This is a genomic window from Synergistaceae bacterium (genome assembly GCA_017540085.1).
Taxonomy (GTDB): Bacteria; Synergistota; Synergistia; order Synergistales; family Aminobacteriaceae; genus JAFUXM01.
This window is the reverse complement of record JAFYBQ010000028.1, coordinates 84,056-99,439: the sequence shown is the minus strand read 5'-3', so window position 1 is coordinate 99,439 and position 15,384 is coordinate 84,056. Positions and strand designations below refer to the sequence as shown.

Annotated in this window: 17 protein-coding genes and 1 tRNA gene; 8 read left to right on the top strand and 10 right to left on the bottom strand. The window is 51.0% G+C overall.

The annotated features are described in order from the left end of the window. Nucleotides 1-2: 2 nt before the first annotated feature. The 7 genes from IKQ95_05940 to IKQ95_05910 all read left to right on the top strand — a co-directional run bounded on the left by IKQ95_05940 (nucleotide 3) and on the right by IKQ95_05910 (nucleotide 5,634). Nucleotides 3-1,229, top strand: a complete 1,227-nt coding sequence (locus tag IKQ95_05940; GenBank protein MBR4196234.1) for a peptidoglycan DD-metalloendopeptidase family protein — start codon at nucleotides 3-5, stop codon at nucleotides 1,227-1,229. Between the two features lie 65 nt (nucleotides 1,230-1,294). After that, nucleotides 1,295-2,512: a S41 family peptidase gene (locus IKQ95_05935; protein MBR4196233.1), complete on the top strand. Its 1,218-nt coding sequence runs from the start codon at nucleotides 1,295-1,297 to the stop codon at nucleotides 2,510-2,512. Nucleotides 2,513-2,529: 17 nt separating this feature from the next. After that, complete coding sequence (locus tag IKQ95_05930) at nucleotides 2,530-3,825, top strand: adenylosuccinate synthase (GenBank protein MBR4196232.1); 1,296 nt, start codon at nucleotides 2,530-2,532, stop codon at nucleotides 3,823-3,825. Between the two features lie 3 nt (nucleotides 3,826-3,828). Then, nucleotides 3,829-4,308, top strand: coding sequence for a GNAT family N-acetyltransferase (locus tag IKQ95_05925; GenBank protein MBR4196231.1), 480 nt, complete (start codon nucleotides 3,829-3,831; stop codon nucleotides 4,306-4,308). Then, nucleotides 4,305-4,553, top strand: coding sequence for a hypothetical protein (locus IKQ95_05920; protein ID MBR4196230.1), 249 nt, complete (start codon nucleotides 4,305-4,307; stop codon nucleotides 4,551-4,553). The genes IKQ95_05925 and IKQ95_05920 overlap by 4 nt, the downstream gene beginning before the upstream one ends. Nucleotides 4,554-4,706: 153 nt before the next feature. After that, nucleotides 4,707-5,375, top strand: a complete 669-nt coding sequence (locus tag IKQ95_05915) for an acyltransferase family protein (GenBank protein MBR4196229.1) — start codon at nucleotides 4,707-4,709, stop codon at nucleotides 5,373-5,375. Next, nucleotides 5,332-5,634, top strand: a complete 303-nt coding sequence (locus IKQ95_05910; GenBank protein ID MBR4196228.1) for a hypothetical protein — start codon at nucleotides 5,332-5,334, stop codon at nucleotides 5,632-5,634. Before IKQ95_05915 ends, IKQ95_05910 begins: the two co-directional genes overlap by 44 nt. An 82-nt stretch (nucleotides 5,635-5,716) precedes the next feature. Here the strand turns inward: IKQ95_05910 and IKQ95_05905 are convergent, their stop codons facing one another. From IKQ95_05905 to IKQ95_05860, 10 genes are all read right to left on the bottom strand, one after another. Next, nucleotides 5,717-7,228: an IMP dehydrogenase gene (locus IKQ95_05905; protein ID MBR4196227.1), complete on the bottom strand. Its 1,512-nt coding sequence runs from the start codon at nucleotides 7,226-7,228 to the stop codon at nucleotides 5,717-5,719. Between the two features lie 102 nt (nucleotides 7,229-7,330). Next, nucleotides 7,331-8,155, bottom strand: coding sequence for an ADP-ribosylglycohydrolase family protein (locus tag IKQ95_05900; GenBank protein ID MBR4196226.1), 825 nt, complete (start codon nucleotides 8,153-8,155; stop codon nucleotides 7,331-7,333). A 5-nt stretch (nucleotides 8,156-8,160) separates the two neighbouring features. Continuing rightward, the gene (locus IKQ95_05895; GenBank protein MBR4196225.1) at nucleotides 8,161-8,964 is read right to left on the bottom strand and encodes an ADP-ribosylglycohydrolase family protein; all 804 of its coding nucleotides are present in this window, start codon (nucleotides 8,962-8,964) and stop codon (nucleotides 8,161-8,163) included. 3 nt (nucleotides 8,965-8,967) lie between these two features. After that, nucleotides 8,968-9,945 carry a DUF362 domain-containing protein gene (locus tag IKQ95_05890; protein ID MBR4196224.1) on the bottom strand — a complete coding sequence of 326 codons (978 nt, stop codon included), beginning with the start codon at nucleotides 9,943-9,945 and terminating at the stop codon, nucleotides 8,968-8,970. A 102-nt stretch (nucleotides 9,946-10,047) separates the two neighbouring features. After that, a tRNA-Arg gene (locus IKQ95_05885) sits at nucleotides 10,048-10,120 on the bottom strand. A gap of 10 nt (nucleotides 10,121-10,130) precedes the next feature. After that, nucleotides 10,131-11,600 carry a hypothetical protein gene (locus tag IKQ95_05880; protein MBR4196223.1) on the bottom strand — a complete coding sequence of 490 codons (1,470 nt, stop codon included), beginning with the start codon at nucleotides 11,598-11,600 and terminating at the stop codon, nucleotides 10,131-10,133. 55 nt (nucleotides 11,601-11,655) lie between these two features. Further along, complete coding sequence (locus tag IKQ95_05875; GenBank protein MBR4196222.1) at nucleotides 11,656-12,486, bottom strand: aldo/keto reductase; 831 nt, start codon at nucleotides 12,484-12,486, stop codon at nucleotides 11,656-11,658. Between the two features lie 254 nt (nucleotides 12,487-12,740). Next, the gene (locus tag IKQ95_05870; protein ID MBR4196221.1) at nucleotides 12,741-13,190 is read right to left on the bottom strand and encodes a GatB/YqeY domain-containing protein; all 450 of its coding nucleotides are present in this window, start codon (nucleotides 13,188-13,190) and stop codon (nucleotides 12,741-12,743) included. 69 nt (nucleotides 13,191-13,259) lie between these two features. Continuing rightward, a complete protein-coding gene (locus tag IKQ95_05865) occupies nucleotides 13,260-13,460 on the bottom strand; it encodes a 30S ribosomal protein S21 (GenBank protein ID MBR4196220.1) in 201 nt (66 codons plus the stop codon). Between the two features lie 41 nt (nucleotides 13,461-13,501). After that, the gene (locus IKQ95_05860; protein MBR4196219.1) at nucleotides 13,502-13,840 is read right to left on the bottom strand and encodes a histidine triad nucleotide-binding protein; all 339 of its coding nucleotides are present in this window, start codon (nucleotides 13,838-13,840) and stop codon (nucleotides 13,502-13,504) included. Nucleotides 13,841-14,079: 239 nt separating this feature from the next. On the opposite strand from IKQ95_05860, the gene IKQ95_05855 reads away from it, so the two are divergent. Next, nucleotides 14,080-15,372 (top strand): 3-deoxy-D-manno-octulosonic acid transferase, encoded by a 1,293-nt coding sequence (locus tag IKQ95_05855; GenBank protein MBR4196218.1) that lies wholly within the window; start codon nucleotides 14,080-14,082, stop codon nucleotides 15,370-15,372. Nucleotides 15,373-15,384 lie beyond the last annotated feature (12 nt).

Sequence of the window (15,384 nt, the reverse complement as noted above, 5' to 3'; positions counted from 1 at the left end):
TAATGTTGAAGAGAGTAATATTTTTGCTGGCTCTGATTCTGCTGACGGTAAACGCCTCGAACATAGACAAGCAGATTCGTACACAGAAACAGAATCAGGCCGACATGAAGAAGCGCATAGAGCAGTACAACAAAATAGCCCGGCAGAAATCGAAAGAGTCAAAATCCCTGCTGAGTCAGTTATCCCGTCTCAGGCAGAACGCCAGCGAGTCCGAGTCCCGTATGAATGACCTTCAGCGCGAGAACTCGAAACTTCAGGCATCAGTAGCAGAATTGAACCGCAATATTGCCCGTGTAAGCGAGTCCATGAATCATATACTCACGATGTTACGGGGCAGGCTTACGGAGCTGTACAAGCATTCGCCGGACGGAAGCGGGATAAACGCAATATTCAGCGCGGGCGGCCCTCATGAGGCAGTCAACACCGCGTACATGCTGAATATTTTTGCCCGCAATGACTTGGCCATGTTCGCGGCTCTTAACGCAAGGGAGAAGGAATTAGCGCAGGCAAAGGCAAAACTTGAGTCCGACAAAAAGAAGATAACGAGTCAGACAGACGAACTCAGGAAAAAGCGCGAGGAGTTCGACAGCGCAGTGAGGAAAACAGATACCCTCCTGAAGAACGTACAGAGCGAGCAGAAGAAAGCCGAGTCAGCCGCAAAGGAATTAGAGTCAGCGCAAAGGGCTGTAGGCAGCAAGATAACAAATCTCATGAACAAGAAGAAACGCGCCTCAGCCATGAAGATTACCCCGTCAAAATCCGGCGGGAAAAATTCTAATGTCGGCGGCTCAAAAGCTACAGTCCCGGTAAATTCGGCAGGCTCATCGCCTCAAAGGAGCGTCAATTCTCTTGCGTGGCCTATGACAGGACGTGTAACAATGCAGTACGGCTCACGAGTTCACCCGACATTCAAGACAAAAATATTCAACTCAGGAATCGACATAGCCGCCGCGGCAGGGACTCCCGTGAAAGCCTCCGGGCCGGGAGAAGTCCTCTATCAGGGATGGCTGAGGGGACTTGGCCAAGTCGTAATAATAGATCACGGCGGAGACCTTACGACAGTTTACGCGCATTTAGGGCGGACTTCAGTGCGTGAGGGTGCGAGGGTCAGCACGGGAACAGTGATAGGGAGCGCGGGCAACACCGGCACAGACGCGGAATACGGGCTTCATTTCGAGGTCAGGAAAAACGGCTCTGCGGTCAACCCAATGAACTATTTGCGGAGATAAAAATTTGATGATTGCTGTATAATTCTTGCTATTCTCAGAAGGCAGGTGCAAAATCAATATTCAACATGACGAAATACAAGAGAGTTTATATCTTGCTGTTTACTTCTCTGATGCTCGCGGGATTTCTTTTCGGGTACAAAGCTCAGTCAGCAGACTTTTCCGAGGACGACTTCAACAGAATATCCCCCTTCAACGTGCGCTCACTGTGGCTTCTTCGTCAGGTTCGCTACATAATCGAAAGCTACCAGGTTGACGCGGACACAAAGCCGGCCACAGATGATGACCTTCTTCACGGCGCGGCCAAAGGAATGGTTGAGGCGTGGAAAGACCCCTATACGAGGTTCGTATCGCCCCGCCAGCTTAAAGACGAGGAAATAGAATTAGAGGGCAAATACGGCGGACTCGGAATGTACATAGGCGACAGGGACGGGCAAATTCTCGTGATAAGCCCTATGGAGGACTCCCCCGCCGAGAGAGCCGGACTCAAGCCCAAGGATCAGATCGTAAAAATCGACAATGAAGTAGTTGTAGGCTGGACATCTGACAGGGCAGTGCAGAAGCTGCGCGGAGAGCCTGACACAAAAGTTACAGTGTGGGTAAGGCGCGAGGGTCAAGACGAGCTTTTAGAGTTCACGATTACGAGGGAGATAATCAAGCTCCACAGCGTGAGATATGAAATGCTGTCCGATGATATAGGCTATTTGCGGCTGACACAGTTCAAGCACGGCACAGCAGACGAGTCCCGAAACGCAGTCCGCGACATGATACGCAAGGGAATGCGGGCGTTAATACTCGACTTACGCAACAACGGCGGCGGACTTCTCGACGCAAGCGTGAAAATAGCAAGCATGTTTTTGCGCGAGGGACTCATTGTCGAAACGAAGGGGCGTTCAGAGCGTTCAAACGAGAAATATTACGCGAACAAAAATTACTACGCGACTAATTTGCCCATGACCGTATTAATCAACGGCGGAAGCGCGAGCGCGTCAGAGATAGTAGCAGGAGCGTTGAATGACAGAGGCCGGGCGAAATTAATCGGCGAGAAAAGTTTCGGAAAGGGAAGCGTTCAGACATTGTTCCCATTGACTGACGGGAGCGGGGTATACGTAACAATAGCGAGATACTACACGCCTTCCGGGAAAGTGATTGACCATGTCGGATTGTCGCCTGACATTGAAGTGAAGGGTGAGCCGGACCGGGACAAGTCAAAGGATACACAGTTACAGAGAGCAATAGAAGAAGTGAAAAAATCAATGCGGTCAGTAGCAGGCCGGAGAAATTAAGAGGAGGAATAATAATTTTGGGTGCAAAGAAAAATGTAGATTTGCTTGTGGGCGCTCAGTGGGGCGATGAAGGAAAAGGGAAAGTAGTCGACATGCTCGGCGCGGATGTTGATGTGTTTGTGCGCTTTCAGGGCGGTGCGAACGCAGGCCACACGGTAATCACGGATGGGCAGAAGACAGTGTTTCACCTCCTGCCGTCGGGAATGCTCTACCCGGGAAAACTCTGCGTGCTGGGAAATGGACTCGTTCTTGACCCTGAGCAGTTCCTGGCGGAGACCGGCGACTTGTTCGCGAAAGGTCAGGACAGGGCGCGGCTTGCTGTGAGTCCTCATGCTCATGTAGTAATGCCCTATCACAAAATGCTCGACAAACTTCAGGAGGAAGCCCGCGGGAAGGGTCGCAAAATCGGCACGACAGGACGCGGAATCGGGCCTTGCTATGTCGACAAGTATTCGCGCTCAGGACTCAGGGTTGAGGATCTCATTGACGCTGATTTACTGCGCGAGAGACTGACATATATTCTTGACGAGAAGAATCAGATAATCACGAAACTGTACGGGCAGAAGCCATTAGCCTTTGATGAAATCTACGAGCCTGCAAGGAAATGGGGCGAGGCAATTGCGCCGTACGTTGACGACACAAGAGCGTTGCTGCGCCGTGCTGCTGACGAAGGGAAACATATCCTGCTTGAGGGAGCGCAGGCGGCGTTGCTCGACATAGATCACGGGACATATCCCTATGTAACAAGCTCTTCAACCTCAGCGGCGGGAGCTTTCACCGGGACAGGGTTAGCCCCTCATGATTTGACCCGCGTTATAGCTGTCGTGAAGGCATACACGACCCGCGTGGGAGAAGGGCCATTCCCGACAGAGGATTTCACCGAGATGGGCGAGAAACTCCGGGCGAACGGCGGCGAGTACGGAGCGACTACAGGCCGTCCGAGGCGTTGCGGGTGGCTTGACATTCCTGCATTGCGCTACTCTATGGAGCTTAACGGGGCGGATGTCATTGCGCTGACAAAATTGGACGTTCTCACGGGCATGGGCGGCATAAAAGTCTGCACAGCTTACGAGAAAAACGGCGAGCGGTTCACGTCATGGCCGACAGACACGCGGACATTAGGCGAGATTCAGCCGGTCTACGAGACATTGCCGGGCTGGGATGACGACATCACGAACTGCAAGAGCTTTGACGAGCTTCCCGAAAACGCGAAAGCCTACGTGAAGTATATCGAGAGTGCTGTGAATGTCCCTGTAGCATTAATCGGAGTCGGTGCGGACAGGAATCAGACAATCAACAGAGGAATGCAGTAATCTGTGTATGTGCCGGATATAGACTTTCTGACATTTGACGACCTGCCCGGAATCCTGAGAATAAATGCTGCCTCGTCATGTTCATGGCCGGAGGAAGTAATACGTTCAGACCTCAGAGATGACTCGCAGAATGAGACGACATACCTGGGGGCTTTCGCGACAACTGCGGAAGCTCCTCTTTTGGGCTATGCTGTCTTAGGCCGGGAAAAACGCGCCGGGCTTCTGATGGCTCTTGTTGTTGACACTGCATACAGGCGGAAGGGAATCGGGCGGCAGTTATTGATGGCTGTGGGCGACTGCGCTGTGTATATGCGATTCCGCCGTCTGAAGCTCAAAGTGAGGAAGTCAAATTCCGGGGCAATCGCGCTGTACACACAGATGTCATTTTCCGGCGAGACTATCCGGCGGGGGTATTACTCCAACGGCGAGGACGCAATAATCATGAGCGCGGCTCTTCCGTTAAAGTTAAGGACGCGGCAATGAGGGTATATATTCCGTTCGATGACGGCTCAAGCATATCATTTGACGGGGAGGGCTTCACGATTCAGCGCAGGCCGAAAGGAATCACCGAGACCGATAACCCTTCCCGGAAGGATAACTCCCCCTGCAAGGCCGATATTGCATGGCGCACGAAATGGAGCGAGATTGTCCGGGCACTTGAGACAGCGTACAAGCGTCAGGAGAAAGCCAAGCGCGAACAGAACGCAAAGAAAATTTATCGGCCATGAAGAGGGCGTATAGGCTCAGACTATTTCACAGTATAGAATTTTCCGAAAGCCAGCCCCGGGGGAGGGGGCGTAGGGTATCGCAGGTATGGCGGAAGCTCCGAATAACGCCCGTCAGTTTCGCCGCTTTCAAGCTGTCTGCCTGTAACGTAAATTGTGATATACCACTACAATTTTTTCCTTCTCGGCTGGAACAGCAATATACTTTTCCGCGGCGGCTATATTTGCGTTGATGCATTCTTCGTAATATCCGGCTTCATGTGCGCGAAAGTCCTTCTCTCACTTTCCCGCGAAACATCTTTTTTCTCATGGCTCAAAAGAAGACTCATGACCCTTTACCCGTATTACATTGCGGCATTGATTCCGGCTGTCTGCACAGGCGTATTCCTAAACGGCTTTCACGGAATGCGGAGAGTCATTGCGATTCTTGAAGAGCTTGCGATGATTCAGGAATGGGGAATAATAAACTGCTTCCCTTACTACAACGGCGCAACATGGTACATATCGGCGATGATGTTCGTGTCATGCGTTTATTTCTTCCTGTCAAAGAAATTCACCCCTAAGATTCAGGCGTATATTATCGCGGCATTGTCGGCCTTGTGCTTTTCTGTGATAGTACATAAAGTACGGGCATATTCATGTTCACGGCGTTGTGAAGCGAGTTGTCTCGCTGGGAATAATGCGGGGCTTTGCGGGAATGGGAGTCGGCTGGCTTGTCTTCACGTTCAGGGACAATATCAGGCTGAAATATCCGGGGGCAATTTTCGCGCTGTCTGTGATTATGCTTGTCTCTGTCTGCCTGTACACGAAAGATTCATACGCTGACATTCTGATTTACCCTGCTGCAACGATGGTCATAATCAGCTCGCGGGGTATTGATGTGAAGTCTGTTATGTTACAGCGGATGATGATATTCTCCGGGAAAATGAGCTACGCGCTGTACCTTTGCCACGGATTTGTTCAGGGGATTATGCTTCACTTCCTGCATGATTATACGCTGTCTGCGTTCATGGCCGTGAGCCTCGCTGTGTCATTTGCCATGATGGTTATTGTCGGCAAGATACAGAGGCACGTTACGCCGTAGAAAGTTGAGTCCTCACAGCAATATATTTCTGAGGCAAAATTAATCCCCCCGCCGAAAATTTTCACAGCAGGGGGACTTTTCATCATTTCGACCGCCTCACAGCCTCCTTCATCATAACGTCATGCGCTCCCCCTTCAGCAAGTGTTACAGGTGAGACGAGCGTCAATCTTGCTTTCTCTCTCATTTCCGGGAGGCTCAATGCTCCGCAGTTGCAGAACGTTGATTTTATCTTGCTGAGTGTCTCGCTGACATTATCGCGCAGGCTTCCCGCGTACGGTACATAGCTGTCGACTCCCTCCTCAAACGATAATTTTGCCTGTGATGAGTCGCCGCTGTCGTATCTCTGCCAGTTCCTTGCGCGTGATGAGCCTTCCCCCCAGTATTCTTTGACGTAGTTCCCGTTGAGCATGACTCGATTCGTGGGACTCTCGTCGAATCTCGCAAAGTATCTCCCTAACATGCAGAAGTCCGCGCCCATCGCAAGAGCCAGCGTTATATGATAGTCCATAACTATGCCGCCGTCCGAGCATATCGGCACATAGACTCCTGTCTCAGCAAAATATTCATCCCTTGCCTTTGCGACCTCTATCACCGCCGTAGCCTGTCCGCGCCCGATTCCTTTCGCTTCACGAGTAATGCAGATTGACCCGCCGCCGATTCCTATCTTCACGAAATCCGCGCCCGCGTCAGCAAGAAACCTGAATCCGTCAGCGTCAACAACGTTCCCCCCGCCGACTTTCACCGAGTCCCCGTAATTTTCGCGAATCCACGAAAGAGTCCGCCTCTGCCATTCCGTGAAGCCCTCTGACGAATCTATGCACAGAACATCCGCCCCGGCGTTCACCAGTGCAGGCACTCTCTCGGCATAATCCCGCGTGTTTATTCCGGCACCCGTCATGTAGCGTTTCTGACTGTCGAGAAGCTCTAACGGGTTCTCCTTGTGCATGTCGTAATCTTTCCTGAAGACAAACGCGACCATGTTCCCGTCATCGTCAACAACCGGCAGAGAGTTCAATTTATGCTCCCACAAAATATCATTGGCTTCCGTGAGGCTGAGTCCGTCATGAGCGGATATAACTTTGTCGATCGGGGTCATGAAGTCGCGCACCTTTGTGTCAGCAGGAGTCCTTGTTACACGGTAATCACGGCTCGTAATTATGCCCAGCAATTTCCCCGTGAGGCTTCCGTCATGAGTAACAGCTACTGTTGTGTGTCCGGTCTGCTCCTTCAGCCTGAGAATGTCGGCTAATGTCTGTTCAGGGCCGACCGCCGAATCATTCGCCACGAATCCGGCCTTGTACCGCTTCACCCTCGCTGTCATTTCGGCCTGCGACTCTATTGACTGGGAGCAGTATATGAATGACAATCCCCCCTCACGCGCAAGAGCCACCGCCATTGTGTCGTTTGAGACTGACTGCATACACGCCGACACCAGCGGTATATTCACCGACAGCGGAGACTCTTCGCCCTTCCTGAACTTGCACAGGGGAGTCCGAAGTGAGACGTTTGACGGCACGCAATTTTCTGATGAGTACGACGGAACAAGAAGGTACTCGGAGAATGTGTGAGAAGGTTCGCTGTAATAATACGCCATGAAGTAATTTTCTCCCTTCAAAAAATTTTGCCGCTTATCATAGCACAGTCAGCAGGAGCAAAAATTTTCAGGCTATTTCCCGGCCTCCCTGAAATTCTGCCCTCAATGGGCACGCCAAAGCTCCCACTTCAATAATTTGTCCGTAAGATAATCATCAAGCAGCGGAATCATAATGTCGTCAATTTCTTCCGGGATTCCGTACATCCCTTCAGCTATTGAGCATGATATAGCCGCTAACGTGTCAGAGTCCCCGCCGAGTGATACAGCCTTCCGCGTAACGTCCTCGAAATTCTCACCCTCAAGAAACGCTGTTATTGCCTCCGGGACTGTCTCCTGACATGACTCAACGTGAAAATAATTCGGGCGAATCTCGTCAAGCGTCCGCGACAAATCATAGCCGTAACGCAGGGAGATATAGTGCCTGATTTCGTCCTTGCTGTGTCCTTTGCGGGCTAGAAATATTGCTGAGGCTGTCGACTGTGCGCCCTTTATGCCTTCCGGGTGATTGTGCGAGATTTCCGCGCTGATTTCCGCAAAATGTTCAACCGTCCACAAGTCATCAAACGCCCACGCAATCGGGGAAACTCTCATTGCTGACCCGTTCCCGAAACTGTTATAAGGCTGCGGATTTCCTCTCAGAAGCCAGTACATGAAACGCGCACCGTACCCCGCATTAGGATAACGCCGGGCAAATTCGCGCATTGAAGCTATAACGGCCACGCGGAATTGTTCACCGTCAGCATTTCCGCCCCTCTTGGGCATTATCGACATCAGAGCGTCAGCAACAGCCAGAGTCAGAACAGTATCATCCGTGAAACGCGAAACACCTTCAAGCACAAGCGGAAATTTCATGCTGTGAGCTTCTTTCCGCCTCCTGTCGAACTCGTACGGGCTTCCGGCAATATCTCCGACAATCGCGCCTAACATTTACGCTAATCCCTCCATTGCTCCCATTTCTGCACAATAAATTTCATTCTATCTCGCAGCCTGTTGAACGCCCTGACCTGTATCAGCGTGGGAATCCCGAAAAACGGCTCCGCTATCGCCCCTGACATGGCCGCAAGAGAGTCCGATTCCCCGCCTAATGTTACTGCCTTGCGTATAACGTCCTCGAAATTTTCCCCCTCAAGGAACGCCGAAAACGCTTCCGGCACTGTGCCGGGACATGATGACGTATAGACATAATCCGGGCGGATCTCGTCAAGCGTCCGAATCTCGTAGCCGTATTTCCCGGTGATGTATGCGCGTATGTCGTCCTTTGCGTGTCCTGTACGTGCAAGAAAGACAGCCCCTGCCACACACCGGGCCGCCTTTATCGCTTCCGGGTGGTCATGAGTTACAACCGCGCTTATCTCCGCAAACCATTCGACAGTCTCAATGTCATCAAACGCCCAAGAGACCGGCGAGACTCTCACAGCAGGGTTATTCCCGTAGCTGACAAAGGGATGAGGATATTTCCACTTCAGCCAGCGGGAAAAGCCCCCGCCGTAGCGCATGTGCCTGTAATGATTGCAGAGACTCCGCAGTGAGTCCTTCACGTTCTCCGCGAAAGCCGCGCCCGTTGTCTTGTCCGTCCGTGAAGGAAGCGACATCATGAGAGCGTCAGCAACAGCAAGAGTCAATACAGTGTCATCTGTAGGCTCTGACTCCTGGCTGAACAGCGGAAAATTCATGCCCGTCATCCATCCTTCATGGTAAAGGCTTCCGATTATGTCCCCGACAACAGCGCCGAGCATCAATTAACCCTCAAAGGGCTTGACTCCTTTCACAGCGTCCGCCGGGAAAATTCTTGAGTCTCCGTTGTCCGTGTCAATAAGCACGTACTTATCATTGCCCATGCCTAACTCTTTCATGTACGTGAGCTGACGCAGGCCGTGCCGCGACTCTATGCGCTCGACTAAATCATGATTGAAGTTTTCGGGCATTGCGTAGACCAGATCAACACACGCCTGATCGACAGCGAGAATATCAAGCGAGGCAAGTATTCCGACATTGGGCGTAACAACAGGCTCTGCGGCGACTCCCTCGCAGTCGCATGACACTGACATGTTCCGCATTACGTTGATGTAGGCGATGTGCCTGCCGAAATGGTCAACGGTGGCTTTTGCTGACTCGCTGATTTTCTCCATGAACTCTTCCGTAGCTATGTCCCACTGATTCGGCTGTCCCGGTGTCGTGTGAATCCATGCCTTTCCGATTCTGCCGTCAGCGATTCCGATGCCTATGTTCTTGTTTGAGCCTCCGAAACCGCCCTGAACGTGTCCCTTGAAGTGAGTCAGAACGAGAAGAGAGTCATAATTCAGGATATTGACTCCCACTGACATATTCGAGAAGTGATGACCGCCCTTTACGGGTAATAATGTTGTGCCAAGCTCGTCAATAATATCAACGTTCGCGAAATCCCAGCCGTTAATTTTGAGTGTCTCGCGGTGCCGGGCTGTCGTGTACCTGTCGCCGTCATAGTATGAATTAGTCTCAACGATTTTCGCGCCGGGAATGTCGTTTGTGATGAGGGATTTTACCCAGGGGCGCGGGATAATGTTCGGGCCGTGCGGCTCTCCTGTGTGGAGCTTGACGGCAATTTTCCCGGTGATGTGCTGATTGATCCGGGCATAAAGTTTTCTGAGGCCGTCTGCTGAAAGGTCGCGGGTGAAGTATACGATTGACTCATTTCCGGCTCTCTGGCTGTAGGGGATGTATCTGCTTCCGTCGGTCATGGTGAAATATTCCTCCTTTGAGTGAACTGGGATATGTGTATTGTAGCATAGGGACAAACGAAAAGCCCCGCCCGAATGAACGGACGAGGCCGGAAAATTCAGCGCGCTTGAGGAGATTCGGACTCCTGGCCTTTGGCTCCGGAGGCCAACGCTCTATCCGCTGAGCTACAAGCGCAACGAGAGAATTATATCACCCCCTGCGCTATTTTCCCGAAAAAGTTTATTAGAGGCTCAGAATACATCCCGTAAAGGAATGACCCCGCCGCCAAAATCCCAAGAGGCACGAGCATTTCATAGCCCGGATCTTTCACGCCCCTGTTCGCTGTCTTGAAGTCAAATTTCTGTCCCGGCATAATGAATATGCTGAATATCGAGAACACATAAAGCACCGTAAGCACCGCCGACACCATCAGCATAGCAATCCCCGCATGACCCATCCCGACAGCCGCAGAAGCCGTGCCGAGCTGCCATTTTCCCATGAAGCCCGCCGACGGAGGAAGACCGCACAGCGCAAGCCCAGAAATCAGGAGCGCGAGAAATGTTTTCGGCATTCCGAGACCAAGCCCGCGCATGTCAAAAAGATATTCTCTTTCCGTCTGGCACAACACAGCCCCCGCACAGAAGAATAAATTTATCTTCATGACAGCATGTCCGCCCATGTGAGTCAATGCTCCCGTGAGTCCTTCAGGCGTAAGCAATAACACTCCCAGCAATATATATGACAGCTGGCTTATTGTTGAGTACGCGAAACGGCGTTTAAGGTGCTGAGTCGCAAGTGCCATTGATGACCCGTAAATTATCGTGATACATACCATCGTGAATGCGGCGTACTGCGCCCAAGTCCCCGCGAGAGTCTCAGGCTCAAACACATACCACGTCAGACGAATCACCGCAAAGACTCCCGCCTTCACCACAGCAACGGCATGTAACAGCGCGGTAACAGGAGTCGGAGCTACGGACGCAGACGGCAGCCACCCGTGAAACGGAAACACAGCGGCCTTCACACCGAATCCCAAGAAGCCCAAGAACCACGCAGCAAGAAGCATGTTATCCGGCTTGTTCGGCCAAATTCCGAATGTCCCGCCCAGCGTGAACGACTCCCCGCCTCCCTGCGACATCGCATAGGTCAGGGCGATAAACGCACACGCCGCCCCCGCAACCGAGTACGTCAGGTATTTCCGCCCGGCGTATCTTGCGCGGCCGTCCATCTCGTGCATGACAAGAGGAAGGGTCGTTAGTGTCATAATCTCGTAGAACAGGTACAGCGTCAGAAGGTCAGACGACAGAGCTATCCCCGACACAACGCCATACGTCAGCACGAACCACCCGAAAAATGATGTCTCGCGGTGTTCATGGCTCATATACTCGAATGCGTAAAGAGTCGTCAGCGGCCACAGTACTGCAATCAATACGGCGAATACCATTCCGAGTCCGTCAAGCCTCAGCGAAAATCCCGCACGTTCTGAGAACCTGAAGAGGGTTAATGCGTTTGACGGGGGATAAATCACAAGCAGCAATATCGCGAGCGTGTTCAGGATTACGCACGACTCTATGAATATGTTGCGCTGAGTCCGGCTCTTGAAGTTCAGCGTTGTGATGAGAAGGGCGGAAATTGCCGGGATAATTATCGGGAGAAGGAGTAATTTTTCGTTCATGGGAATATTTCGGCCTCCTTAATGTCTTTTGGGAATGACTGAATTATAACAGCAATCATATTTTCACGCGCTCACGGTCGGGATGCTCTCCGCTCCAGCCTGACGGGGGCATATTCTCAAGCCTCGACATATCCTCCTCATCAATCACGAAATTCACGCCCTCTAAATTCTCGCGCATTCTCTCAGGACTCGACGCTTTCGGCAGAGGCATGACTCCTTCCTGAATGCAGAAGCGCATACAGACCTGCGCCGGCGTAACATGATACTTCCCGGCAAGCTCACGAATCAGAATGTCATCAAGCACACGCCCCCGTCCCATAGGACTCCATGCCTGAACCTGAATCCCTTTCCGGCGGTAATATTCCAGCGCGGGGAACTGCATGTATCCCGGGTGAAATTCAAGCTGGGCGACTGACGGCGGAACCTCACAGCGGGAAAATATATTGTCTGCGTGATACGGAAGAAAATTGCTGAGACCTAACGCCCGTATTTTTCTCTGAGAGTATAAATATTCCATTGCCCGCCAAGTTTCAATATCGAGCACTTTCCATTCCCTGACATCAAGATTTGGGCGCGGCCAGTGTATCATAAGAACGTCAACATAATCACACCTGAGATTCTCAAGTGTACGGGAGAATGCCGAGAGCGTTTTTTCATATCCCATGTCAGACTTCCATATTTTTGACGCTATAAAGACTTCCCCGCGTTTAACGCCCGTTTGTATTAATGCCTCCGAAATATCGCGCTCATTGCCATAAAATGACGCTGTGTCGAAATATTTATATCCTGCCTCCAGCGCGTGAATGATAGTGTCAAGTCCGGCCTTGTATGTTCCGAAACCTATAGCAGGAATTATGAGGCCGTTATTCAGCGTCAGGGTATGCAAAAAGATTCCTCCCTGTAAAATTTTTGTGAGGCATTATGTTTAGCATATTCAGCGAAATTTTTTGAGGGGAAAATTATGGATTTTTCTGCGGGTAAATTTGACAAACTGAAAAACGCGGCGTAAAATTCCGGCTCAAATCAATTCAGTACATATTGCGAATGTAAACAATATCTTTTCGGATTACCTTTCAGAGAATGCAACAGCCGGGGAGAAATCGCAAATCCCCCCGGCTTGAAACCTTCCATTCCTACAACTTACTTGTTCAGGAACGCATTAACCCTTTCTTTCACTTTTGAGCCGTCTGCCTGTCCTTTTGCTTTTGACATTACAGCCTTCATCAATTTGCCCATGTCTTTCGGGGATGAGGCGTTAATTTCTTTCGCGGCCTCTGAGATTATCGCGTCAATCTCATCCGTGCCGAGCTGTTTCGGGAGATAGGGTTCAAGTATTCCGATTTCGGCCAATTCTGACTCTGCCCGGTCAGCCGCGCCCCCGGCTTTGTACTGTTCCGCCGCGTCTTTTCGCTGTTTGATGAGGCGGCGTATTACTGTGTGAACGTCATCATCTGTGATTTCGGCTGATTTTCCTTTGTCGGCCTGTAATTTCTGGAGTTCGGCCTTCAGCATTCGGAGAGTGGAGAGTCTCGGCTCTTCGCGTAATTTCATGGCCTGTGTGAGATCGTGCGCTATGTCCTGTGCAAGCATAAATATTCCTCCTTTTGTCAGCAAAAAAAACGGGAGCCATCTTTCAGCCCCCGCAAACTGTTCAAACTCTTAGCCCGGATTCCTGCGGCGCATTGATTTTCTCTTGCGTGCGGCCTCGGCGCGTTTTATCTTTTTCGCGTCGCTGGGCTTCTCGTAATGTTCGCGCTTCCTTGCTTCCCTGAGCGTGCCGACCTTGGCGACCTCACGCCTGAATCTTTTGAGGGTGTCCTCGATCTGCTCGCCTTCCTTGCGTACTACAGTGGTCATGATAATTCCCTCCCTTCGGGGTATCTTACAGCATTGGTACTCAGTTAGCCCGGAGGCCAGCCGAGATTGCGTCCTGCCAGCAGGTGCAGGTGAAGGTGAGGTACAGACTGCCCGCCTTGCTTCCCCGTATTGATTACCATACGATAGCCGTCAGCCTCAAGTCCTAATTCACGGGCAATTTTCACGGCACTGCCCATTAAGCTGCTCCACACTGAGGAGTCGTCAACAGTTGCGGAGGAGGCTATATGCTTCTTGGGAATGACAAGTATATGAACGGGGGCCTGCGGGTTCACGTCACGGAACGCGACAACATTCTCATCCTGATAGACGAAATTTGTCGGAATTTCTCCGTCAGCAATCTTGCAGAAAATACAATCACTCATGAAATTTTTTGCCTCCTCTGAAATGACATGATGATTTTATAACAGATTTGTATACTTCACAATTAAAATATACGTAATTTTTCACAGCCGTTTTTATTCCGCAGAATTTTTCCGGGCATTAAGTTACGCCATTCCCCTAATGTATTATTATCCTCCGGCAAAATTTCGGGCGTGAATAGAATATATAATACCCCGTGTGAAAAATCATCAGCACAAAAAATGAGGGAGGAATGAAAAATTTGACCGCAGAAAAAAACGCTTCCCCTTTGGGAATGTTCATATACCGAATAATATCGGGGGCGTTCTACAGGCTTGGAGGTCTTCAGCTCCTGAAACGAAAATACAAGGGCGATATATCAGAGAGGATCGGCAATGTTGAGAATATCCCGGAAAATCCTGTGTGGGTTCATGCCGTATCAGTCGGCGAGGTTCAGTCGGCAAGCTCACTAATCCGGCGCATAAAGTCCCGCAGCGCGTACCCCTGCATAATCTCAACCGTAACACCCACAGGCAGAAGCATGGCCGAAAAATTACTGTCAGGAGTCGCAGACCGAATAATCTACAGCCCGTTTGACTCTCGCAGATTCGTATCACGCTCGCTTGACGCAATAAGGCCGGCAATATATATCACGATGGAGACGGAACTATGGCCGGAGATTCTGACACAGCTAAGGGCGCGGAATGTACCTGCGTTTCTTGCCAACGGGAGACTCTCGGACAAGAGTTTTAACAGAATGAGGCGGACAAAATTTTTCTGGCGCGGAATCCTAGACTGCCTGAATAAATTAATGGTTCGTTTTGACGATGACAGGGAAAAATTTCACGCGCTGGGAGTCCCTGATGAGAAAATTATTGTTACTGGGGACTGCAAGGTTGACGCGCTTTTAGACAGACGCAAGGCCACAAGCCCGGACAAATGGAGCTGGCTCAAGAATGGGAAATCGCCACTTTTCACAGCCGGAAGCACTCACCCCGGCGAGGAAGAAATAGTAATATCAGCCTTCAGGATAGTACGCAGGACATTTCCCGGCGCAAGACTTGCGATTGTCCCCCGCCACCCTGAGCGCGCATTGATGACGATAGCCGCCGCTTTGCCGTATGATGACGTTCACGCCGAACTGCTGTCGAAAATTGAGCAGGGCAACAACACTGCGGATATTATCGTAGTTGACCGTATCGGGGTATTGTTCGACCTCTACGCCGCAAGCGATGCTGTTTTTGTCGGGGGAAGCCTCGTTCAGAAGGGAGGACAGAATCCCTTTGAGCCTGCGCTTTTCGGACTGCCTGCAATACACGGGCCATGCATGACTGATTTCCCGGACACTGACAGAATGGACTCCATGAAGGCGGCTTTCTGCGTCCATAATGACTCAGAGCTGGCAAAAATCTGGCTCGACTGTCTTGAGCCTGAGAACGTGAAAATTTCCCTGAAGAACTGCAATGCGTATTTCAAGACGCTTGGAGGTGCGGCAAAAAAGACATGGGACGAAATAAAGTCGTACATGCTTGACAGAAAAGCGGGTGAGGAATAAAATACCTTTCGT